Source organism: Paenibacillus agaridevorans, from assembly GCF_003112455.1.
Lineage (GTDB): Bacteria > Bacillota > Bacilli > Paenibacillales > Paenibacillaceae > Pristimantibacillus > Pristimantibacillus agaridevorans.
In genome coordinates this window covers 1-23,733 of sequence record NZ_BDQX01000080.1, presented here as the reverse complement: position 1 = coordinate 23,733, position 23,733 = coordinate 1, and the positions used below count along the sequence as shown (strand labels likewise).

Genomic DNA, 23,733 nt, shown 5'->3' with positions numbered 1-23,733 from the left:
GGCGAAGCAGCCATTTCCGGCTAAGCAAATACGAAAGACCTCGAAATGCCCCCTTGTCTCTCCATGAGAAATCAACGTAATCCTGAAAATCTACTCCATATGTTTTCATTAGCAACAGGCGCTGATAGCGATGAATCCGATTCAACTGTCGTTCTCTATGTCTCGAATCGGCATGTATATAATCCAATGCCATAATATCTATCCAGATTCCTCCGACATTACCGCGCCTCCACTCAGATAACTCGATTCCGGTTGTATTGTTGTCTCTTAAACGAGATAAGTTCCCATAAAAAACGTTTGGAGCATTTTCATTGGTTTGCAGTTCATACGTTTCGGGGAATACTTTCTCAGCCAATTGTTTTAACTTATTGTAATCCTCCCTAGGCATGGCAATATCCACATCGTCATCCCATGGAATAAAACCTTGATGCCGGACCGCTCCGAGAAGAGTGCCGTGCACGGCAAAATAACGTAAATGGTATTTATCGCAAATTTCAATAAAGAAACGCAATAATTCCATCTGCACTTTATGGACACTTTTTAGCTTCCGAACTGTCGCCTGGTCGCCTTCATACTTCCCTGCAAGCAGCTTCCGATTATTTGTTATCTGGTTATGATCCACCTTCGTCCATTTATAAAATTGCTTAAACTTATTGTAGTTACGATTTGCCGACACAAACTGGTTTTCTTCTTTATCAAAGATATCCCAAAGTGTCATCAGTCCGTATTTCTCTTTCATAATGTGCAATGGCACCGTCTGCTCAGCATGCTCATGGAACAGATATGTATATTTCAGAGCCCTGAATATCACATACTTGGCAGGACAATTTTCCCGTACAAATTCTTGATCAAAAAACACAAGTTTGCCGTCCATATAAAAGCAATTAAACGGAATCATGTCAATATAGGCCTTTTTTAGTACAATCCCCCAATCAGAGGATGTTACTATGTGATCAAAACAAGTAGGTTCGCCTGATTCCACTGGTATGGACGAGCTCAGAATACAATTGAATAATTCATCAAAAAGCTCTATAAATAAGTTTGTATTCTGCTTGAGTATCTGCCCCATAAATTCAGACAATGTTGGAGCCTGCACATACGGCATCTGTAATGATCCATGTTCCAGATGATGTGGGACGATTGCAAGACCTTGCGCCTGAATATCCATCAAATTACTATAGATGTGCTGTAAACTGATTTGGCCGTCTCGGTGCAATGGACGCTTGTACACCTTATTATCACTATGGATGGTTGTTGCAAAGCTGTCCTTACTTCCGCGATCCGTGGTCACTGCAGCGAATTGAACCGAGCAAAAGTCAGCTACCGGTGAACACTCAATTAAAAATGAATTTGCAAAAAATTCAAACACCTGATTGTGAACCAGATCATCGTACAAATCAAGTTCATTAGCTATAAGGATATTGGGTTCTAAATAGTAGGGAACTAATCTTTCACGCAATTCGCTTTGCGGCAAAAACTCTTCGGAGTAGATCAGTTGAGGTAACTTGTAATCTGGCAGAGGATAATAAAATTTGCGCGACGAAAACCCGGCCCCCTGCAAAATTTCCTCCAGCTCTTTTTTACTAAACAGGTAAGACGCTTTCCCATTAGCACTTTCTTGGAAGGCATCGAAAGGCGAGCTTTCTTCTGATATGGAGGCACCGCAAAAATACCGAAGGCCAAATTTATTGTCGACCGCGAGCATCAACGAACCGTCAGACCGAAGTAAATCCGCCAAGTGCTGCAACAGTTTCTGCAATCTCTCTCTGAAAGGCAGAGTACTGTTCCAATATTCCGGAACTCCTGCTACGATCACATAATCAAACTGCTGGTCGAACATGAACTCTTCAACATGTCCAGCATAAATATCTAAATTGGCGTATCTCTGATGTCTGTCAAAAATGGCCTTTGCCCGAAACTCTGCCGGCTCAACAGTTGTAACATGCGCACATTGCCTGCAGAATAGGCCTGTCAACGCCCCAAATTGGGCGCCCACCTCCAGCAAGCGGGCGCCCTCCTTAAACTCGTACCAATTAAAAAGAGATTCCCTCAAGGAAGATAGATGATAAAACACTTCCCATCTTGTATCTCCTGAGATCATTGAATCAAATCCTTCAACAGGACTGCTCTTAATATAATCAATTATATCCCTGTCGATTTGTCGCTTCTCCGGAATATACTCCTGCTTGGCATTATCCAAATGCAGTACAGCCATATCATGCTCCCCTGCTTCTCATGTTAATGTTGTTTGAATCTCCAGAGGTCTCCAGCCCATGTCGTCAATTAGCACAATATTATCAAAAATACCGATGCTTCTTTGTGAATATCCCTCATCCATTAAATTCAACAACCTATCTCCCATTTCGGGATGCACGGCTTGTCCTTCAATATAAAGTACTCGCATATATTCATAATAGTAAGTCTCAATTGCTTGCTGCATAATACGAACATACTCCAATTGCTTCTCTGATCGAACCTCTTCGGCATAGATCGGAGACCCATTGTTGTCCATTCCTGTCAAGGAAGGTTCGAATGACGTCATAATGGTTTCCAACATATAGTAGTTGGCATAGAAATAAGAGTCATGCCCATAAAGACTATAGTTATGGAGCATGGCCTTAGCATCCACATGAGACACTCTGTTGTTCTTATCATAATATCGACAAACAAAGAGGCCTTTTAATTGAAATGGAACGATTTTTGACAAAAAATATTGACTTGTTCCAATAGCGCAAAAGTCAAACAGCGCATATATTTTTCCGCGCTCAAGTCCAAGGCGGTTCATATACTTCAAATAATTGATCTTAATTTGCTCGGATCTGGCATAGATCGAGTCGCTATGAGCTAATGCATATTCTACCAAATCGGAATGCCGGTCTTGGGAATAAGGCATAATCTCTGAGTTCAGCAGCCCAAACCGTTGCTCTAACATTTGTTCAGGCGTTAATTCACTCCTGTAATTTGCAAGCCAGGTAATATCATCTACATCTTCTATTGATGCAGCTGTACTCATCATTCTAGAACTGTGAAAATATAATCCCGCTGGCAACTCCTTCATGTCCAGTTCCTTTAATGAATAGCTATACAACTTCTCAATCAAGAAGCCGTCTCGTGCTGAAAATAGCACATCGTCATACTCTCCTTGCCGAAGCTCCTCAAAAAGCCAGAGCATAAAATTCGTAATGAATGGACCCATAAATAAGTAACCGAGTTCCTCCGCCCTCTCAAGCTTTGGCTTTCCTTGCGTTCCGTACAAACAAAACGGGTTATTAAATACTCGGGACAGCATCAGCCCTATTAATGAACGATCATTTGTATTCTGCGCATACTTAAGCACGCTTTCGTAGGTGGATATCTGCGCCATGTGCAATGCGCTACGGATCAAAAAAGCATTTATTCCTGCACGTCTGGCGGATATGCCATCCGCTACTTCATTATCCCCAATATGCAAGTACGAATTACTCGGAACCAATCTTTTAAAATCGTCGAACAATCCTTCCCATTTGCCCCGCCCGTAATCACATGATACAAATAGACCATGGTATCCTCTAATCCCGCAATTAAACAATATTTCTGTCATCGCGTCGTTAGGCAGGTACATGTCAGATATCAAATACACCTTTTTCCCAATTCGCAGGGCGTATTCAAGCATTTGAACCATAGTCTCGCGACGGACAATGATCTGCTTTTCCACCTCTATCTCCAATTGCAGCAGTTTCTCATGTTCCGTGTCGGAAATGCCCGTTATATTCTGCAAGTGATCGTATATATCATAAAGGTTTGCGGAGCGAAGCGGATTTTTTTGCTCTGCATGAATTCGAATCTCACGGAAGTTGCTCAGCTCAATTCCAGATTGGACTGCTCTGTAACCAACAATGTCAAACACGTCAGCAGGAAATAAGGTTTTGCGCATGATCAACGTATCAAACACATCAAAACTAATCGTGTCATGTGCGTCGATTTGCCTTTTTAGTTCATTTTCATGTAGTTGAAAATACTGAAGACCGCTTCTTGATACAAAACCGGATCCGAAAAAATCAAATAAATTTTTTCCGTTGATACCATAAAGCCGGATTTGACGGGAATAACAAAAGTCAGATATTCGGTCATATATCGTTTTTATATTGTTTCTATGTGCTACAACCACAATAATATCTGTGTCAAGAAGCACAGGATCCTCTAAGTTCAATATACGTTTCCCGTACAGCTCACCGTCTCGCCTATTACCGTCTAGCAGCCCGATAATATTGTAATCCGAATAATGTTGAAGTAACTTTTCTGTATTGGGACCGGATCCGTAAATCACAATATTTTTATTTTTATATGCCGCAAAGTGTTCTCCAAAGGAATGAATCACATACTCTTCAGCCTTCATGTGGGTCAAACTGCCCCTTTACATAATGATGAATTTTCTCTCCGCTAGAACCGTCCATATTATTTATCTCGTTGGCATACGATTGTTGCTGAGCAAATCGATTATGTTCATTCCGGAGCACATACCGCTCAATAAAGTCATTAATCGATAGATAACGGTTCTCTCTGCTGGCGTAAGGAAGATTATCGTTTAATACAGTAAAATGATTCATTTCAGCAATACACTGTTCAACATCTTGCATCCTGAGTTTACAAACTACGGAATTCATTTCTTCCGTCTCCAAATCAATAATGACCAGACGGTTATCATAGGCCGATAAAGCCGCAACCCGATTATCATCCAATTTTTTAGAAAAATAATATTGACTTACATATTGGTAGTAACCTGACTTTCTCCCTCCTTCTTCGTACGGCAAAGAAAGTCGATATTCGGTCATATCCCCTGTTTCCGCATCAATCCGGATAATCATATTAGCGCTGCGAGGGAAGGCCAGCAAATATCCCCCACAATAGACTATGCCTGCAAACAATCTAGATTCACCCTCGAATCCTTCCGGATATGCAGTATATTCGATGGTTTTTTTTGTTTCGTAATTCCAGCGCACAATTGCCCTGCCCTCATTGGGTACAAACCAGTAATCCTTGCCATCGAAAGCCATAGCAAAAAAATTGGTCTCCATAGAGCCGACCGTATGTATTTCCAACTCACCGGACTCCATTTCAAACTCAAGAATTCTGTTATCAATAGCAGAACCAATAAGCATTCGCGAGCCGCGTGTGCACACCGCCCACATAAACATAGATGGTTGATCGTCTCTAAGAAACGGCTTTATGGGGTCGCTATACTTAATAAAATCGTCTGATCTTAAATCGTATTTTAAAATTGCAGGATAGCATTTAGGCTTTAAAATAAGACTATACCCATAATGTATCATACGGTCAAAGTTATATGTGCCCGCGTCCGGAATCGGAATAATCTTCAATGTTCTCGTATTCAAATCGTATTCACATAAATCAGTCGCATTCATGGGCAATACGTACAGCTTGTCTCCAACCTTCAGTATATCGTAATATTGCCACTGTCCTGGATTCGATGTCGGCAACTTGCATATCAATTCGGCTTTTCCGCTTTTTATATCGATCTTACAGATTGCATTATAATCAATGGCTGCGAACCATGCCGAATCACCTTCAAAGTAAGCATCATAGAACGCCAAAGCAGCAATATCCTCCTGCTCAGGCTTCTGATCAATAATTGTGTCTGTGATTAGTATGGGCTTGCCAGAAGATCCAAACAAATGTACGATAGAAGACGTCTCTTCTCCCACATAAGCATCGGAAACTTCAATAGCAGCCCCCATATCAGGTTTAGTATCATAAATACCTAAATCATTGGAAACAAACTGCCTCTTAAGTCCTTGATAGTGCTCATACAGTGATGAATCAAGCGACATAAGTGTCGATTCCATCAACGGATGGGGCCTCCAAAGTAATACAATATCCTTTCTCGCAGCAAACACGTCAAATACGTATTTCATCTTCGTTAGTACCTTGGTTCCATACTGGTATATGCTCGAGAGGCTGACATTATAGAAAACAACCTTTTTATGACCGATGATGCTTCTCCAGCTTATCGGCATATGTTCTTTCTCCATTTGGGACTGTACAATTCTGTCAATTTTGGGCGAACCTAACGCCATCAGTTTGTGCTCTGGAATAAATTGCGCATATATTTCCTTATATTTTTCTGACTGAACAATCATCAAATCCATGTGTTCATATACGGGCAGACTGACAGTTTGAGAGTCTGATATTCCTCCGCCAAGAACAAAGTACGGAACATAAACCAGCAGATTAGTATGCTTTTTCAATTCGGATGAAAAATAATCGGGATGTACAATTGTAACAGCGTTCCTATCGTCAAAAGGATTGTGAATATAAATCACATCCGGTTGATGCTTTACAATATCATACTGGTTAAAGTTCGTTATTGTTACGTATTCCGGGAAATCATTACCCTCATAATGCGCCTCCCGAATAGTCCCATCAGCATTTCGGTCGAAATAGGGGATTGGGACGACATAACTGTTGCAATGCGGATCCACTTGGGCCGCCCGCCAAATGCTTTCAAGGCTATCCCACATAGAGGCTTTATAAGGAAGGAATACAATTTCCAGTTTCACTTCAGGTTCATTCATAAGCTCGCTGTATATCCTGTTTAACTGCTCTTCGAGGGCGAGGTGCACATTCTCTGTAACATGTGACGCTAATTGATTAAGTAAGTTTAATACATCAAGATTCAACTTTTTATAGAAAAAATAACGAACTTCTGACAATCCATCTTGAAGAGATCTGTCAATTGCTCCTACTGCAACTTGGCAGTCATCTAAAACAGTTGTAGCTGAACGGTGGTCGGTTGTAGGAGCAGTCGCGTAAACAACACCCTCCCATACCGTTGCAACCAGATCCAAGAGTTGTTTCTGTACATGCTTCCTCATTATGCGTTGCTCCAATACATTTTTTTGAAGGGTCATTATATAAATATTATATCGGCATGAAATGTGATTAAACTGACTGTTAACTTCTACAAATTATACAATAGTTCGACAACCGGGACTAGCGTAAGTTTCAGGTCAAATCCCCAATGACGCCTGCCATGTATTCGCTTACAATAAATTGTTTGACAATTCCATAATGTCAGTGTATATTCAAATTGTGGGCCCGACCTAAATTGACGCCTCACAGTATTTGAAGATGAAGGGAATGTTTGCATATGCAAGGTAAAGTGAAATGGTTTAACGCAGAGAAAGGTTATGGATTTATCGAGACTGAACAAGGCGGAGACGTATTCGTTCACTTCTCAGCAATCCAATCCGAAGGCTTCAAAACACTCGAAGAAGGCCAAGCGGTCGAGTTCGACATCGTAGAAGGCGCACGCGGTCCACAAGCTGCAAATGTAGTCAAACTGTAATCATCCGGCTAATCAGCCCACGATAGATGGTTCAATTGACAGTGCCAACATAATTACAAGGCTCCGGGCAACCGGAGCTTTTTTCTGTTATACTGATCAAAACTTCCCTCCAATAATCTCTATAAATGCATGTAAACTAGAATGACCATGACCAAAGTTGTGATAAAATTAATACATATACTAACATAGTAAAAACGAACAGGAGCTTGCATTCATGGAAACTCTCTTATCCGTCTGCATGATCGTCAAAGACGAACAAGATGTTCTGGAACGTTGTTTAAAGAGTATTCAAACTCTTGCAGACGAAATCATAATTGTCGATACCGGGTCCACCGATTCCACTAAAGAAATCGCCTTAAAGTATACGCCGCACGTATATAATTTTAAGTGGGTTAATGATTTTTCGGCCGCCCGCAACGAAAGTCTTCGTTACGCCACTGGCAAATGGGTTCTTGTCTTGGATGCTGATGAATATATCAACACTGAGGATATCGAGCAATACCGCTGGTTTTTACAAGAAACCGAAATTAAACGGGACCAAATCTACTCCATATCTGTCGTCAGCTATTACGGCGAATCTTTGCAGAAATCTTCTATTACAGAAGCGCCTATTCCTAGACTGTTTCCTAATAACCAAGGGATAGCTTATTATCGCCCCATCCATGAACAGTTGACGAACATAAACGGGGATGTGCTCTCCGCCGATTCAGCTCCTTTCACGGTGTTTCATACCGGTTATTTGAAAGGCACGCTCGACTCCAAAAATAAGTCCGAACGTAATCGACAGATCTTCAGTGCGTTAAAGGAAAAGTCCGGATTTACTCCTTATGATCATTTCACTATTGGTAATGAACACGCGGTGCAAGGCGATCTCAAAAAAGCAATATACAGTTACGAAAGAGCATTAGCTAAAGCGACAGAGACCAACCCTTGGCGTTGGCATTGCGCTTTTGACTTGGTTAACCTGTATGCCAAACAGGATCGTTTAGTAGATGCGCTAGAGGTGACTCACAGGATTTTCGCATCGCACCAACATTATCCCGAGTTTCATTGTCTGCTAGGCGTCATTTACGAATACGCCGGTCTGCAATCCCAATCCAAAAGCAACTATTTAGACGCCTATCAACAAGCCGAGAAGCTGTCCCAGTCACAATCAACCTTTTGGCTTGTTAATCCCGAATATGGATCAACCGTGCCGCTAACCAAATTAGTGCATTTCGCCAGGATGGAAAATAACTTTGAAGAAATTGTGTTTTATTCGATGAAGCTGCTTCAAGGCAATCCTTACGACCAAGCATCATTGATATCTCTATTACAGATTTTAATTGGATCCGAGTCTCTTGATGCCATAATCCGTTTGATGGACAGATTATATGCCGAACGCAAGCAGAGCGACTACTACATGTTGTTCAGAGTTACGCTTCATCTCGGACATCGCGAGCTGGCCGCGTGGTACTGCAATAAAATAGTGGATAAAAAGAATCTACTGCTGTTTGATGAATTGAAGCTTGCTTTGCTCGAACATGATCGCGAACGATATTGTGACTTGAACAGCCGTATCCCTATTCCTATTGAGAAAAATGAGCTTGTTAAACTATCATTTATTGCTTCTCTTGTTTTCGACGATACTTCATTGTCAAGTGTTGAAAGGCTACATCCCGCTCAAATTTCGTACTTTAACATCCTTAATCACCTTTTAGAGGATACAGTCAGTGACGAATTTATCGAGGAGCATGCTTCCGAAATATTTGATCTCTTATCCGAGCTCATCATTCTGCAATTATTCGATCTCTTTGATCAACTGCTTCCAAAGCTGCAGCATTCAATTATGATTAACATGTTGGCAGGCTATTTCTACAAAAACGGACAAACTGAGCTTGCTATCGAATATTTCAACTTACTTGCAGACCACGAAGCATTGAACCATAATAATCAAGTAAACTTCGCCATGCTCTACTTCAAAAACAAGATGAATAAGGAAGGCACTGACTGGTTACTAAGGGCGATTGAAGCCGCGCCTAAAAACAGAGTGCTATACGGCCTGCTGTTCGACTACTGTGAGGATAAGGATATCAGGCATAGTTACAAACAGAAATATGTCGCACTATCTTCTCAGTTCAGCAAGATACCCGTTATCCAACATCTATAATAAAAAAGTCTCTGCATTCGTGGAAGTAACGAAAGCAGAGACTTTTTTATTTCCGGTAATCTATAAAATAGCTATCGCTAATTGGATTGGAATCATACCCCGATCGCTGTTTTTTTTTGTCCTCCAGTCGTTTCAGTTCAAAAGCAGCAGCATCGCGAAGTTCCCTCATATGATTATTAATATCAGCATCCATTTGAGCAATACGCTTTATATACATTTTATCAGTTTCGCTAATGACATCCTGTTGCTGCAATTGTTGAATAACTGTCTCGCGTAGTTCGATCAGCTCTTCAAATTGCTCATAAGGAGCTGTCGGCTGGGTTTCTGCTAATTTGCACGTTTTTTCGAATAAAAGTAATAAACCTTCATTCATCTTGCTTCACCTGAGACTGCCATATTTCCAGCTTGCATTTTGATCGCTTGTTTCCATGTTTCACGAAGTTCTTGCAGATAATCAATCACTTCCAATGCTGGCTGTGACGATTTTTTTATATTGGCCTGAATTAACTGATGAAGCATATATTCATAAATTGAATGCAAGTTTTTAGACAGCTCAATATTGCTATCGAGTGCCGCGATTAACTCATGAATAATAGATTGTGCTTTGAGGAAGCTGCGATTTGCCGCATCATACCGTTTCTTTTCCATCTCGCTAATTGCCTGCTTCGCAAAACGAATAGCCCCGTCATAAAGCATTACGATTAACTGCCCTGGAGTCGCCGTTTGAACGGACGACTCTTGGTATTTGTTGTAGGGATTAATCATGGATTCATCTCTCCTTATCCATTCGCAAAGCTGAACAAGCTACTCGCTTGTGAATTGTATCGGTTGATTGCTGATTCCATTGCGGTGAATTGTTTGAAATATTGCGTTTCCAAAGCTGTAAGTCTCCGATTCAACGATGTTATCTTATCCTCAACCTCGCGCTTTTGGGTACTAAGTAACGAATTAACCAAAAAAGTATCGGTTAAAGACGTGCTTACTTGAGAGGTTCCTGCTTTATTGGACATAGACTTAAGCGATTCCATCAATATGGAACTAATGCGTGTAAAAATACCCGATTCGGGGTTGTTGGCTTGATTAAAGCCAGCTGCCGGCGGATTGTCCGAGCGTGCGGTAAAAAGCTGCATCACTTTCTCTGGGTCGGCTTCTATGGCATTAAGCAGCTTTTGTTCATCCTCGATAACAAGCTTTCCACCCTCGTGCCATTTGCCTGTCGTGATCCCGATGGATTGGATATTAAATTTGTTATTTATATCCCCAAAGTTACTGATAATAGCCGTACGTAAACTCGAAACCGTTTGAGAAAGAATGCTATCGTTTCTAAGCAATCCGCTTCGAGCCTTCTCATCCCACATTTCGGCTTGCTTATCTGTCAGTTCTTGGCGCTGCTCATCCGTTAAAGGATCATAGCCGCGGTAACGTGCCTCTCCAAGCTTGCCGTTCATTGTTTCTAACACTTTGTTATAATCCGCGATAAATGACTTAATATTATCAAGGATTTTACTGCTGTCTGTTGTTACTCCAATTGTTGATATCCCATTGCCAAGTGACTGCTGTTTTAAAACAATTTCTACGCCGTTCACTTCTAGCTTATTATTTGCCGTTTCCATCGTTATACCATTTACGATAGCCTTGCCATTCAGACCTTCCTTATAGTCTGTTAGCGAGTTATAAATGATATTGCCTGATACAGTAAAGTCACCGTCAAGCTTAATATTCACCTTGCCAGTAGTTTTAGACGTTATGGATATTTCACCATTACTATTATATAAAGCAGTGACATTAGCATCTTTATTCGAATTAATTTTTTTAACTAGACTTTCAAGAGTGTCAGTTGATGCGTAGTTAATATCGGTTGTGCCAATTTTCAGTTTCCCAGTGGCATTTGTCCACCCCAGATCAGCCAAAGTCGCTGTAGCTAAATCCTTATTATCGGGGTTGTTGACCTTAAACTTAAGCGTTGAAGCTGTTGCTAGCTCTTGTACTTCGACATTAAGTATACTATTAGATGCCTTAGCATTAGCTTTCGCTGATATAGCGGCTGTATTCCCCGTCACTTCAGCCTTCTTGGCATTGATTGAGCTAGTAAGAGCTAGATTGGGCAGTTTGTTATTCCGAAAATCGACTAGCATTGTACTTACGCTTCTAAAAGCTTCTTGCTGATAGTTAATGCTCAACGTCTTTTGTTTCAGTTTATTTAATGGGGCGCTATGCGACTCCATTAATTGCTTAACCATTGCATCGATATCAAAGCCCGACGCCATTCCAGAAATTCTCATTATTCACACTCCTCTCTGTCATTTTCAACTTACACGCGTGTGTCAAACAATAGACCATTCACTTCAATTAGTTTTGCTACAATATCAAGCGTCTTCTCGGGAGGAATTTCTCGAATCAATTCTCCCGTATCGCTATTTATGATTTTGATCATGACGGTATTAGTCGGCTCATGAATGGATAACTGGGCATTGGTATGGGGACCCTGCAGCGCTTTTATTGCACGGTCGACCATTTTCACCATCTGTTCGTCACCGACTGACAGCTTCGCACCTGTTTGTTCTATCTTCTTCAATTCCGTTGCAGAATGCGGAATTTCACTTTGTTCCTTCTGTCTTGGCATGCTTTCATAATAGTTATGCTCCGCTGTTGTTCGCCTTGCAGACATAGAGGACATGGATGAAATTTGGATTGACACATTATCACCCCATAAATTGTTAAAGTTGATATACAACTTCAAGCCTCTTCCAACTTAGCTGCTATATAAACAAAGACTTTGGATATTCATCCAAAGCCTCTGTTTACTATTCCTCAGGCCGTTAATTAACGAAGGAGAGAGAGAACGCCCTGTGGAGCCGAGTTGGCCTGCGCCAGCATCGCTTGCGAAGCTTGCAGCAAAATATTGTTCTTTGTGAGCTCGACCATTTCCTTCGCCATATCCGTATCACGGATACGGGATTCGGCAGCAGTCAAGTTCTCAACTGTTGTACCCAAGTTATTGGAAGTGTATTCCAGACGGTTCTGAGTAGCACCAAGTTTAGCGCGTTCCGAGGAAACAGCAGTGATCGCATTCTCGATCGACGTCAGAGTTGCAGACGTCAACGTTGTAGTAGCGGAAATACCCGTAACGTTAATCGAAGTAGTAGTGATTTTGTTAATCGAAATAACTTGACTGCTGTCATTCGCTTGGATCGCTACGCTACCAGTTCCGCTGATCGTAATTCCGTTGAATTTAGTATCAGACAGAATGCTGGAGATTTGCGCTCTAAGCTCGTTAACTTCCGTTTGGATGTTAGACAGGTCAGTAGTGGAATATGTACCGTTCAATGCTTGAACGTTCAATTCCTTCATACGGGAAAGCATTGCGCTTACTTCGTTCATTGCGCCCTCAGCCGTTTGAACGAACGAGATTCCGTCTTGTACGTTACGTTGAGCTTGCTCCAAGCCACGAATTTGACCACGCATTTTTTCGGATACAGCAAGACCAGCTGCATCGTCGGCTGCACGGTTAATGCGAAGACCGGAAGACAGTTTTTCCATGCTTTTTCCTGCGGAAGCAGTGTTAAGCGTCATGTTGCGGTGGTTGTTCAGTGCTGTGATGTTGTGATTAATACGCATTGTTAGTTCCTCCTTGAGTTTAGGTATCCCACATCCTTGTGGTAGACTGATTCAGGTCGGCCGCCCTTATCAGCCCTATGTACTATATCGGCATTTCCAATTCATTCTTTTATAGCTTTTTTATATTTTTCATTTCCTTGAACTGTTTAAGTAAATCTTCCTTGCTTATTGAAGAGGTCTCTGCTGAACGATTGTTGTCTTCTACAAGCGTATACAACTCTTTGCGCAATATCTGGATCTCTTTAGGGGCTGTAATTCCTATCTTAACTACGTCATTCGTTATATCCAGGACTGTTATCTCTATTCCATCGCCAATCATGAGTGACGATCCTGCTTTTCGACTCAACACCAGCATGTTATTGTCCCCCTTTGACGACTTCAATTGCATTGAACAACGGCTGGTGTATTGAATAACTGCCATCAGGGAGTATATATTGCATGCCTTTCATTCTCTCGGTATTCATTACAATGGGTGCTGCCAAATTGATTGTCGCTGATGCGAGCTCTTCTCGTATAGATATTATATTTAGGATTCTAACTTGCTTCTCATCCTCAATGTCTAGAATAGTCTGAACCTCCTGAGGCAGAATAAACTCGTAGTTTTCAAAAAACTCAAACGGGGAAACCACGATAAAAGACAATTCACCGTTATCCACGGACTGCAGGTATTTAAACGGACTATCATCAATTTCGATTAGCATATATTTGTGCAAGTCTTTAAAGCCAGGTATACCCTGCTGAAAGTCATATACATCATTCCGTTGGATTTCCAATGCACCAAATCTTGATGTCTGCAAAAGCATCATTTACACCCTCCCTAACATGGTTTCACTTCTCCGTGCACCAATAGAAAAAGCTATGATATCGCATCCGATTCCATAGCTTCTTTATTATGGCATTCTTACACAGTTAAATCAATTTGCGGCGACGTGATTTGAACAGCAGGATATTGTGCCATTTCGATGTTTACGTTGCCACGCTGATAATTAATCTCCGGCTTGCTCGGAGTAATTGAAATATTAACATCGCCAGGCCGTACTTGCACCTGAGGCTTCGAGATGCGCGGATCAAAAGATAAATTCAGCACGGAAGCCTCTCCGTACATTTGAAGCTTTGGCGGTTGTCTATACATGCTTTCTTTGGCAATGGCGGCGATGGCGGATCCGTCTGTCGGCAAATCACCTATCCGATCGTATTCGCTCACCGTGTTTTGTATCGATTGCAAAACAAACTGTCCGGACTGATTGTATATGCGATTCATGAAAGCAAGATTTCCGCCGCCATTCAATGCTTCCCACGTTTTTGTCATATCGAATAGAACCTCTGGCCGCTCCCACTCCACATCGATTACAGTTCTAGTCGACTTTATATCCATGACTGCCGGCTGCTGCCTGATGTCGAATCTGCCCTGCTGTGAGCGAATGTCAATTCGTGCAGGCATTGACTGAATTTGAATCTGGGGCAATCTCATGATTACCTCAAGAAATCAACCAAAGATTTACTAATCACTTTTGCGCCTACCGCCAGAGACGCCTGATAAATATTTTCATTGATTTGCGTATCGATCAGCAACTTCTCGAAATCAGCATCTTCGGTTTTGGATTTCATATCCGTCAAATTCAATTCCAGATCGGCTAAACGATTCTGTGTCAGTTCCAACCTGTTAACTCGAGCGCCTACTTCTGAGCGTTTATTCAACACTCGATCCATGCCGATTTCGATATTCGACAGTTCTGCCGTTACGTCCGAGTAATTACCAGAGCTCAACCCCGCCATGACGCGATCAATAACGGAGAATATATTGTTGCCCGTGCCAGTGGGGTCAGCCGCTCCAAAAATTTGTTCTGTGGACAAATTCAAATCCACGGTTACATTTGGACCAATCGCATAATTAATGATTCCTTGGTCACCACTAACCGCCTTAGCATCAAGCAGCGGATCGCCCGTATTATAAGGAGGCTTGTCAAACTGTTCTCCGTTAAATACGTATTTGCCATTCATCTTGCTATTCCCAATTTCAATAAGCTGTGTTTTCAACTGGGCTATTTCGGACTGGATATTGTCAAGCGCAATTTGCGGATTCGTGCCGCTTGCCCCGTTTGTCGCCAAATCTTTGATACGATGCAGGACATCGCCTGCTTGTCCGAGCACCGTGTCATTAAAGTCAAGCCACGATAATGCGGAATCAACATTCTTCTGGTATTGCGTGGTAGCTGTTAGCTCTGTGCGGTACCGCAAGGAATACGTAATACCTACCGGATCATCGGAAGCTTTGTTGATCTTGCGACCAGTCGTCGTTTGCTGCTGCAACTGCTCCATCTGGGTCATATTCCGGTTTAAGTTTCTGGACAATTGCAAATGCATCATACTCTGTGTTACTCGAAGCGTCATACTCCAGTTCCCCCTTAGCGATAACCGCTTGGATTAGCGGCCAACGACTCCTGTTCCGTTGATAAGCTTATTCAGCATCTCGTCGAATGTGGTCATAAATCTTGCGGATGCGCTGTAGGCATATTGGTACTTAATCAGATCGGACATTTCTTCGTCCAAAGAAACCCCGCTGACGGATAATCTGTTGCTTTGAACTTGGTCCAATTGCATCTGCGAGTTGTTGTACAGTCTATCCGCTTCCTGACTTTGAACGCCAAGAGCACCAACAACGGCACCATAAAAGTCGTTAACCGTTGCTTGGGTAATACCTCCGCCCTGTGCAGTCTCATCAAAAGCAAACTTTACGTTTTTTAATTCGGACATGAGGAGCGCCAATCCGTTGTTCCCTTTAATTACGCTTGTTACTCCGCCACCGTCGGTAGTCGTGCGCAACGAAGTAGCGATTTTATTGGAATCGGCCGCTATAGATGCATTAAGCTGATAATTCCAACCTGTCAAACTGTCCGGGTCAGCCGTAAAGACGAAGAAATCTTGACCAGCAGTAGCCGGATCTTCTAACGTGTAGCCAAGCTTATGCAGTCCATTAATTCCGTTAACCGTAATGGTTTGATCGGCAGCAAGCGGGACGGTAGTGCCTGGCAGTACCGATCCTTTGGGAATCGTCACTTCGATTTCGCCGTTAGCGATCGTATTCGCCAGTGTGTGCAATTGGTTAGCGAATTCCTTCACGTATTTATCACGGGATAAGATCATTCCATGAACTTCGCCGCCCTGCAGGGATCCACTAGTATACGCAGCTTCGAGCGCCCCTGTAGTTACCGGAGTCACTGTCGTTCCTTCCAGCAGGTTCGTCGTCCCCATATTAATCGTATAGCCTTGGTTTGTTTCGGATACCGTAATGTTCATGATCTTTGAGAGCTTGTCCGTCATGAGATCCCGTTGATCTCTAAGATCGTTAGCACTATCGCCAATGGATTCAATTCTGCCAATTTCCTGGTTCAATGAGCTAATTGTAGAGAGCAACGAATTAGCTTCTGCCGCCTTAACATCGACATTTGAAGTTAAATCTGCATGCAGATCCGTCAATTGGCGATTAAGTTCATTGAATGTATCCATCAACGCCTTGGATGTTTCCTGCAAAATTTCCCGTCCCGTTACATTCTCCGGATCCTTGCTCAGGTCAGACCACGTACTCCAAAATTTCTCCATGACTGCACGAATTCCATGATCAGAAGGTTCATTGACGTAGCCCTCGAGCTTGTTAAGTGTATCCGTCTGAATCTCCAGGCTGCCAACACCATGACTTTGTTCACGGTATTGCTGATCCAGGAAAGCATTGCGAATACGGGTAATTGAAGTGAATTCGACACCCGTACCAAGCTGTCCCGGAGCGTTAGATCGATTTAAGCCATACGCCTCGATCGGCCTCGATGCAACCATTGTTACCTTTTGCCGCGAGAACCCTTCTGTATTGGCATTAGATATGTTGTGACCAACCGTATTGATCGCAGCCTGCTGCGTGAAAATGCCTCGTTTTGCCGTCTCCAGCGAGTGGAAGGTCGATCTCATCGTTTCATCTCCTCGTTATGCTCTCGAATCGTACCAATTGCGCTTATTCCCGTAATTGGTGCTCATTGGATGCTGGTACGTAACGTCCTCGTTAGGATCTTCGACCATAAGACTAATCGAGAAATTAACGAAATCCAATGACTGCTGGATGAGCATCTGGTTCTCTTCGTTAATTTGCTTGAGCCTGGTAAGTACGCGAGTCAGCGACTCGTGCATCTCCATAAGCTGACGCTTCTCTTCCGGATGATTGACGGACTTGATGAGATCCGATAATATGCCGGAGCGGTTGCGGAAGCCCAGCTCCTTGAAATGTCTAGCCGTCATGAGCAGCCTGTTTGTCTCCAGCTCATCGACTTGGGCGGTCAGCAGCTTTTCTTTCTGCGTCAGAACGTTCAGTTTAACAACTTCATTGGCTAGAATAAGCGGTTTCTTTTCTTCCTCGCAGACAAGCAGCCTCTCGTACAAGTTCAACTGCTTCTGCAATATTTCGATCATGCCTGTCATCGACATCCGCTCATCCCGCCTTTATTCCGTTCAATTGTTGTTGTTTAAATAAGGCAATAACTTCTCTGCAATCTTGCCTGCATCAACATGATATGTGCCAGAGGCAACGGATTGCTTGAGCTCGTTCAGACGTTCTGTACGTTCCGTGCTGTTAAGCTTGCTCGTCGTCAGCATCTCCTTGGCTGCGGCCGAAATTTGCACTTCGTCCTTTTGTTTGGCCTTCTTGGCGCCTTCCGTCCTGAATTCCGATTGTTTCTGGTATGGATTCGTGCCGCCTATGCGATTGGTCTCGTTTATTTTCAATTTATCCACCTCATTCATTTACGGGAACTAAAAAAGCCGAATACCTTATGCAAGTATTATCGGCTTTAGTCAAGCTTTATTTAATAGTATTGTTGATTTATCTGTCCTTATACTGGGATATCCCACGGTATGCGGCCTGTGCTGCGCGTTTCTCTTCCTCCGTCATCGCCGCTTTGCTGGCTTCATTCCGTCTCATCTGGTTCGTGTCCTTAACAAGACGGGCGCGGCAGCTGTCACAGATATGATTCTCACGGATTAATGTACCGCAAGATTCGCATGGGTAAGACAGATTTGGGGCATTAACCATCGAAATACGTCCTTCTCGAATGAACTTCGTGATTTGTTTGATGGAGACGCCGGTCTGGTCCGACAACTCCCCAATCATCGCGCCTTTAAACTCTCTCAGATAATCTGCGCACAACTGATACTCTCTATCAATGTCCCGAATGCAGACAGGGCAAACATCTCTGAAGTTTTTGGCAAATAGCTTGCCGCAGCGAGGACAATTATCCAAATTCATAACTAAACGACCTCCTTGTCCGTAAAAACCAGCTCTTACTATAGTTTAACGGAATTCAAGGTTTATTTCATTAGCAAAATGATTGGCGATCGCGTTACGTCCCTCCACCACTTCAGCACAGGATGATTCTAGGATCGCGCCCACGTCAGCACATAGATGCATGCCTCTGTATCCAGTATCCGGGCTCCCGCTTGGAGCGCCTTGGAGCAAGCGTCCGCAGTACTCCCTGTCGTAAAAATATCATCTACAAGCAATATATTCATGGCATTTTCTCCAGCTTGGAGGGGGTGATTGGCCCTAAGCTCTTGAAAACCCGCTTCCCTCGGCGCGAATAACCCCTGAGCATCCCTTAGACGCTGCGTTCGCGTCTTGAAGCTCATTTTCTCGGTATGCCGCGTACGCTTAAGCAGCGAATGCAACGGAATGCCATAACGCTTCGAGACATACTCGGCCATCGCAGCTGATTGATTAAATCCTCGTTCCTCTGCTCTAATATCGCTGATTGGCACATATGTCATGGCGTCCCATCGGCCGCCTGCCGCTTCGGTTAGTCGTTCGTATACTGGGCACAGCATCTCCGCCAGAGCAGGTCCAAGCCGCTCCAGTCCGCGATATTTGTACATCGCCAGCCAGCTCCTCATGACGGCATCATAGGTAACAGCACTTCGATTCAACCGGAAATGCCGATTCGGCTGGCGCTTACAATCTTCGCAATACATACCCCGGCCGCAATGAGGGCACTCCACTCGATTTATCCATGGAATAGACTCCCTGCAGCGATGACATAAGGATTGTCGCAAGTATAGCAGCCCTTTGCCGGTTCTATCATGCTGCGATTCCCCGCGAATCATTCCATTGCACACGAGGCAGTTGTCCGCTCCGACAGTCAGCCAATCCGCCAAATTATGCGCTCCGGTCAAACTCTTCTTTAATGCCGCGAGCCACTGAACAAAGCTCATGTGCCCTTCTCCTTTTGCTTGTCGCTACGGCGAACCTCGAACAAGAAACCTTTTTTAGCTGCAATACGGTTCATCCCCCTGATGTGACGAACAGCCCGCAGCTGAGAGACCGTCCTGGCCGGCCCGATAAAATAAACCTTGCCTGCAGGATCATCTGCCGATCGTCCAGCTCTCCCCGCCATCTGCACAAGGGACGCTTCATCGAATAACTTGCCATCCGCATCAAGGATATAAACATCGCTCCTCGGTACCGTCACTCCCCGCTCCAGAATGGTTGTCGTCACCAGCAATCTTGTCTCGGCGGTGCGAAAGCGAATGACTTTATTAGCGCGGTCAGGATCCTTGGAGGACGTTGCTTCGATCTCGTTCGTCGGCAGCTGCTTGCGAAGCAGCGCGGCCATAGGCTCGGATTCGCTAATACGCTGTACGAAAAGAAATACCTGCGCCCCGCGCCCCAACGAATGACGGATGGCATGCAGGAGCGAGGCAGGCACACTCCCCTTTGCCAGCAAATGGCGGACACTTGGCGAACGAAGCAGCTTGGGGACGGGAAGCGGATGTCGGTGATACCTCACGGGCACGCGTGCGTGCGCCAGCCTGCCTTGCTTGGCTTCATATTGAAGCTCACGAGGAGGGGTTGCCGACAACAGCAGCTTTGGCGCGCCGGGAAGGCGGCTTTTGTCTGCCGCGAAATACAGCATGGGATCTCCATGGTACGGAAAGGCATCAATTTCATCGACGATGACGAGATCAAATGCTTCGTGAAATCGGATGAGCTGATGCGTCGTCGACAAAGTGATTTCCCCCCTATCCCAACGTTGTTCGCTCCCTCCGTACAGCGTCACAACATTCGATGCAGGGAATGCTTTCCGTATCCGGGGATCCAACTCCAAGACGACGTCCCTGCGCGGAGAGGCAATCAAGGCGCGCCCCCCTCTGCTTATGATGGACTCGACTAACGGAAAAACCATCTCCGTTTTACCCGCTCCTGTCACCGCCCAAATAAGGAAGCTGCGATCGGGTGAGGGTTTGTCCCCCTCCAGAACGGAGCTCCGCGTGCTAGATGCCTCCGTTTCTACGACATGCAGCTTAGTCCTGTTGTCATCGCTTGTTTCTTTTCTTGTTCCTTTGCTTGTTCCTTTGCTTGTTCCTTTGCTTGTTCCTTTGCTTGTTCCTTTGCTTGTTCCGCTGTTTGTTCCGCTGCTTATTTCCTTGCTAATGCCGTTGCTTGTTCCCTTGCTTGTTCTTTCACCCTCGCCCTCGCGCCGACCTGGATAGTTATAGCGGTCCTCGGTCGCGGTTCGTGTTCTTTGCTCCTGATTCCCGCGTAGTGGATGCGTATCCGATTCGTCATCTCCGGGTTGCTGGTCCATGTCACTTGCACCAGATTTCCGAGAGCGGCCTGACGGCATTAATTTCGTGATTGCTCTGCCAAGCGTATTACTAAGGCGTGGTACACGAGTGCCTTTCATTCTCTCTCCAACGGGATGCTCTTCGAGAAAATGCAGCGCCTTCGCCGTAGCCTCCCGCTGCGCCGGGCTTAGTCCCCACTTGCCAAGTCGTTCCGGCATCGGCTGCCGACGGAGCGCCTTCCATCTGCCAAGCCCTTGTTCCTTCCATACGGGCGAGTCGTACATGCCCCGAATGAGCAGCTCGCACTCCCGGCTCCGGCCCATCAGAATACAGGCCTCGCAATAGGCGCAGTCGCGCCCGCAGGACATGCATGGCGCGCGCCGCAAATGCGCCTCCCCGCTGCCGCAACGCATGCAGCGGAGTCGGCGCCTGGCGTCCGCCCGCTTGCCCTCGGGGGCGGCGACCGATCCGCTCAGGCGCACCTGCCCGAGCAGCGCAGCCAACTGGATCGCTTCGCTCCAGTTGGCCTCGGCGCCGGGCACGGCTGCGCTGGCAAGCAGGGCGCGCGCTTCCACGCTTAGCAGCGCGCGTCCCTGCAAGAGCCCGGCGGCAAGCTTCGCGATTGCCGCCACATGACTCCACCGGTCGGCATCCATAACTTGCCGCCCGTCACCTGCGCTCCAGCGCACCACACTTCTGCGCCGTCCCTTGCTATGGACACGCTCACCTTCATAACACCGTTCGTCGCCGTTTCTTGCTAATGCTGTAACTTGCTGCGCTTCCACAATACCGTCGCCACCCTTACCTGCTATCGCAGCAGCGTCCCGCATATCCACAATGCCGCTCCTATCTTTACCTTGCAGTGGCACCTCTCTTCCTCCTTCTTGCCCTCCATTCGTCCCCATTCCAGGCCGGCCCTCACCATACCCACACTTCCCCTCACTCGCTCTACTCTCATTCCCCCCATACAATCCGCTGCCTTCATAACGCTCCGCCACCGCTCCTTTTCTCCAATCGAACAGCCAGCTTCTTCGCCTCCCCGAGTCTGCTGTCCGGATTTCATCAATGAGTCGTGACATCCTTCCGACAGCCTCCGCTTCGCCAGGAGCTCTCCCCTGCTTCCTGATGCGGCTATCAGCCTTTCCTGCACTTTCTGCCTGCCTCACGTACTCCCTGGTCTCCCCCTGATCCCACAGGGCAGCCCATCCCTGTTTCGCAAGCAACGTCCTGCTTCCGCGCTGGCCTCTTCCCCTCCACAGCCGCGCCGCTTCGACCGCCTGACCGAGAGGCAGCGGTTCCTGCCAATACCAAGCGCAATCCGCTTCTTGCCAGGCGCTCCCTCTTCCGAACCAAAAAGCGTAATCCACCTCGGGCGACAGAGTCATCCAAGCTGTCCATTCTTCGTTTTGCTTCAACAAATACACATATGCTTTCAACTGCGTTCCCCCTTTTTCTTAACTGCTCTGTTTTTTAATCTCGCCCGGCGTCTGTCTCCTTGCGTCCCTTCAAGTCCACGACAAAAAAGCACACTGATTAAGCCGTTAGCCGGCATTAATCAAGTGTGCTTCACTTGGATTCTCTCAAGTTATTAGGGTATATAAGGCGATTATAAGCTAAAAAGGCATCTTAGACAAGTCTTCCGGATTTTGTAAATCTACCAATACTGGATAATCCCTTTCGGATACGATTCCCCTCGATTGAAGGAGCCATAACAAATGAACCGCTCCATCCCCACTTGATGAATAACTCTTGCCGTCAGTAACGCCCGACGCCTCACCCGTATCCGTCCGCAACATCCCTACCGAATGGCTCTCGCGATTCCACCGATCTATGATTGCTTTCGACTCGTCTGTCATGCCGCGATCAAAAACGGTCAACCGTATGTCACTTCCCGTCCAGCTCGAGAAAGAATGTACGGATCGCAAATACCATTCCAAATGAGGCTGCCGCCCGTCCGCGATCAGCACGTAATGTTTGCGCAATTTCTTGCGTTCCCCTCCGAACCTGTATGCCAGATGCACCAGAAGCGCTGCAGCCGCATAACAACCGATGACCAGTAGCAGAAGCTCTAACATATCAGCCACCTCCTCTATGCCACTATATGCCGAAAGGAGCCCATCGGTTACGGCAGAACAGGACAAGAAGCTAAAATGTGCATCCGCTTACATATTTCGACAATCATTTCGGTCCAATCCCCAACATCTCCCAAAATAACACCCTTGCCGTATATTCATAATATGTTATCATTTTTGTACAAGCCCTATGCATATATTCAAATGACTATTCGGCATTCCATGTCATGCCCTATGCTACCGAAGTCATCCGGAGACTTGGACAGCGTATTGCGTTGGGAAACGACTAGCATCGCCTTGCAGGATGTCGGAGGAGAGCCGCAGTTACTGATAGAAGGAGAGTGAAAGCATGTCAACCGTTAAGAAACGACTTGCTTTTTTATTATCAATGATACTAATTGTATCATTTCCGTTAAGTTCCATTGTTTGGGCGGAAGGCGGCAACTCCGCCAACGATACGTTCCCCGCCCCTGTACCTGCCCCAATCTGCCAGACCTATACCAAAAACATCAATGCCGTCGATCGAGAAGGGATCCAGATCGTCATCCATAACAACGGGACAGCGACAGCCTACTTCGAAACGAAGATGGACTGCGTTGAAATTACGTTCTCCGACTATAAGTATGACAGCTCGCCGCTGCCTTACGAAGACCAAGTATTGTTCTCTTCTCATACGCTGAAGGCAGATTCGCCGGGCAAATATGAACTCACGATCGACTTGCCTCCGTGCGGTCCTTCGCAGCTTGACCTCTACTTGGGTCCTGTTCAGGAGCATCTGCAGCCTGGAACCGGACATTTTTACCTGCTCAAATATGCGTTCCAATCGGCCACCGGATGTACGACGCCTAGTCCGTCTCCTTCGGCTACGCCGGTTGAGACTCCGGTCCAGACACCTGTCGAGACTCCAGTTCAGACACCTGTCGAGACTCCAGTTCAGACACCTGTCGAGA

The 23,733-nt window shown here is 45.3% G+C and carries 21 protein-coding genes and 1 pseudogene; 3 read left to right on the top strand and 19 right to left on the bottom strand.

Annotated features, from left to right (window positions below):
- The 3 genes from PAT3040_RS40275 to PAT3040_RS08720 all read right to left on the bottom strand — a co-directional run.
- A partial coding sequence (locus tag PAT3040_RS40275; protein ID WP_108992305.1) for a LicD family protein occupies positions 1 to 2,215 on the bottom strand: 2,215 nt, incomplete at its 3' end.
- 18 nt (positions 2,216 to 2,233) lie between these two features.
- Positions 2,234 to 4,375 (bottom strand): hypothetical protein, encoded by a 2,142-nt coding sequence (locus PAT3040_RS08725; RefSeq protein WP_108992304.1) that lies wholly within the window; start codon positions 4,373 to 4,375, stop codon positions 2,234 to 2,236.
- Positions 4,365 to 6,872 carry an NHL repeat-containing protein gene (locus PAT3040_RS08720; protein WP_108992303.1) on the bottom strand — a complete coding sequence of 836 codons (2,508 nt, stop codon included), beginning with the start codon at positions 6,870 to 6,872 and terminating at the stop codon, positions 4,365 to 4,367. Before PAT3040_RS08720 ends, PAT3040_RS08725 begins: the two co-directional genes overlap by 11 nt.
- A 275-nt stretch (positions 6,873 to 7,147) precedes the next feature.
- On the opposite strand from PAT3040_RS08720, the gene PAT3040_RS08715 reads away from it, so the two are divergent.
- Complete coding sequence (locus tag PAT3040_RS08715) at positions 7,148 to 7,345, top strand: cold shock domain-containing protein (RefSeq protein WP_087569424.1); 198 nt, start codon at positions 7,148 to 7,150, stop codon at positions 7,343 to 7,345.
- Positions 7,346 to 7,559: 214 nt separating this feature from the next.
- Positions 7,560 to 9,494, top strand: coding sequence for a tetratricopeptide repeat-containing glycosyltransferase family 2 protein (locus tag PAT3040_RS08710; protein WP_108992302.1), 1,935 nt, complete (start codon positions 7,560 to 7,562; stop codon positions 9,492 to 9,494).
- A 46-nt stretch (positions 9,495 to 9,540) separates the two neighbouring features.
- On the opposite strand, the gene PAT3040_RS08705 is transcribed toward PAT3040_RS08710, so the two are convergent.
- The 16 genes from PAT3040_RS08705 to PAT3040_RS08630 form a co-directional block, all read right to left on the bottom strand.
- Positions 9,541 to 9,867 (bottom strand): hypothetical protein, encoded by a 327-nt coding sequence (locus tag PAT3040_RS08705; RefSeq protein ID WP_108992301.1) that lies wholly within the window; start codon positions 9,865 to 9,867, stop codon positions 9,541 to 9,543.
- Positions 9,864 to 10,259, bottom strand: coding sequence for a flagellar export chaperone FliS (gene fliS, locus PAT3040_RS08700; RefSeq protein WP_108992300.1), 396 nt, complete (start codon positions 10,257 to 10,259; stop codon positions 9,864 to 9,866). Before fliS ends, PAT3040_RS08705 begins: the two co-directional genes overlap by 4 nt.
- Positions 10,260 to 10,273: 14 nt before the next feature.
- Positions 10,274 to 11,776, bottom strand: a complete 1,503-nt coding sequence (fliD, locus tag PAT3040_RS08695) for a flagellar filament capping protein FliD (protein ID WP_108992299.1) — start codon at positions 11,774 to 11,776, stop codon at positions 10,274 to 10,276.
- A 29-nt stretch (positions 11,777 to 11,805) separates the two neighbouring features.
- Positions 11,806 to 12,228, bottom strand: a complete 423-nt coding sequence (locus PAT3040_RS08690) for a flagellar protein FlaG (RefSeq protein ID WP_258234904.1) — start codon at positions 12,226 to 12,228, stop codon at positions 11,806 to 11,808.
- An 89-nt stretch (positions 12,229 to 12,317) separates the two neighbouring features.
- Complete coding sequence (locus PAT3040_RS08685) at positions 12,318 to 13,112, bottom strand: flagellin N-terminal helical domain-containing protein (protein WP_108992298.1); 795 nt, start codon at positions 13,110 to 13,112, stop codon at positions 12,318 to 12,320.
- A 109-nt stretch (positions 13,113 to 13,221) separates the two neighbouring features.
- A complete protein-coding gene (csrA, locus tag PAT3040_RS08680; RefSeq protein WP_108992297.1) occupies positions 13,222 to 13,467 on the bottom strand; it encodes a carbon storage regulator CsrA in 246 nt (81 codons plus the stop codon).
- Between the two features lies 1 nt (position 13,468).
- Positions 13,469 to 13,918, bottom strand: coding sequence for a flagellar assembly protein FliW (gene fliW, locus PAT3040_RS08675; RefSeq protein WP_108992296.1), 450 nt, complete (start codon positions 13,916 to 13,918; stop codon positions 13,469 to 13,471).
- Between the two features lie 95 nt (positions 13,919 to 14,013).
- Positions 14,014 to 14,583, bottom strand: a complete 570-nt coding sequence (locus tag PAT3040_RS08670; RefSeq protein WP_108992295.1) for a DUF6470 family protein — start codon at positions 14,581 to 14,583, stop codon at positions 14,014 to 14,016.
- A 2-nt stretch (positions 14,584 to 14,585) separates the two neighbouring features.
- Positions 14,586 to 15,503 (bottom strand): flagellar hook-associated protein FlgL, encoded by a 918-nt coding sequence (gene flgL, locus PAT3040_RS08665; protein ID WP_108992294.1) that lies wholly within the window; start codon positions 15,501 to 15,503, stop codon positions 14,586 to 14,588.
- Positions 15,504 to 15,536: 33 nt separating this feature from the next.
- Positions 15,537 to 17,072 carry a flagellar hook-associated protein FlgK gene (flgK, locus tag PAT3040_RS08660; protein ID WP_108992293.1) on the bottom strand — a complete coding sequence of 512 codons (1,536 nt, stop codon included), beginning with the start codon at positions 17,070 to 17,072 and terminating at the stop codon, positions 15,537 to 15,539.
- Positions 17,073 to 17,087: 15 nt separating this feature from the next.
- Complete coding sequence (locus PAT3040_RS08655) at positions 17,088 to 17,582, bottom strand: flagellar protein FlgN (protein WP_108992292.1); 495 nt, start codon at positions 17,580 to 17,582, stop codon at positions 17,088 to 17,090.
- A 24-nt stretch (positions 17,583 to 17,606) separates the two neighbouring features.
- Positions 17,607 to 17,879, bottom strand: a complete 273-nt coding sequence (gene flgM, locus PAT3040_RS08650) for a flagellar biosynthesis anti-sigma factor FlgM (RefSeq protein WP_108992291.1) — start codon at positions 17,877 to 17,879, stop codon at positions 17,607 to 17,609.
- Between the two features lie 97 nt (positions 17,880 to 17,976).
- Positions 17,977 to 18,399, bottom strand: coding sequence for a TIGR03826 family flagellar region protein (locus PAT3040_RS08645; RefSeq protein WP_087569438.1), 423 nt, complete (start codon positions 18,397 to 18,399; stop codon positions 17,977 to 17,979).
- A 128-nt stretch (positions 18,400 to 18,527) separates the two neighbouring features.
- Complete coding sequence (locus PAT3040_RS36875) at positions 18,528 to 19,022, bottom strand: ComF family protein (RefSeq protein ID WP_181376513.1); 495 nt, start codon at positions 19,020 to 19,022, stop codon at positions 18,528 to 18,530.
- Positions 19,023 to 19,354: 332 nt separating this feature from the next.
- Entirely contained in the window at positions 19,355 to 22,147 is a 2,793-nt protein-coding gene (locus PAT3040_RS38515; RefSeq protein ID WP_258234903.1) for an ATP-dependent helicase ComFA, read from the bottom strand.
- Positions 22,148 to 22,324: 177 nt separating this feature from the next.
- Entirely contained in the window at positions 22,325 to 22,786 is a 462-nt protein-coding gene (locus tag PAT3040_RS08630) for a hypothetical protein (RefSeq protein ID WP_108992289.1), read from the bottom strand.
- Positions 22,787 to 23,132: 346 nt separating this feature from the next.
- Here PAT3040_RS08630 and PAT3040_RS08625 point away from each other — a divergent pair.
- Positions 23,133 to 23,733: pseudogene (locus PAT3040_RS08625) on the top strand (hypothetical protein); the annotation flags it as partial.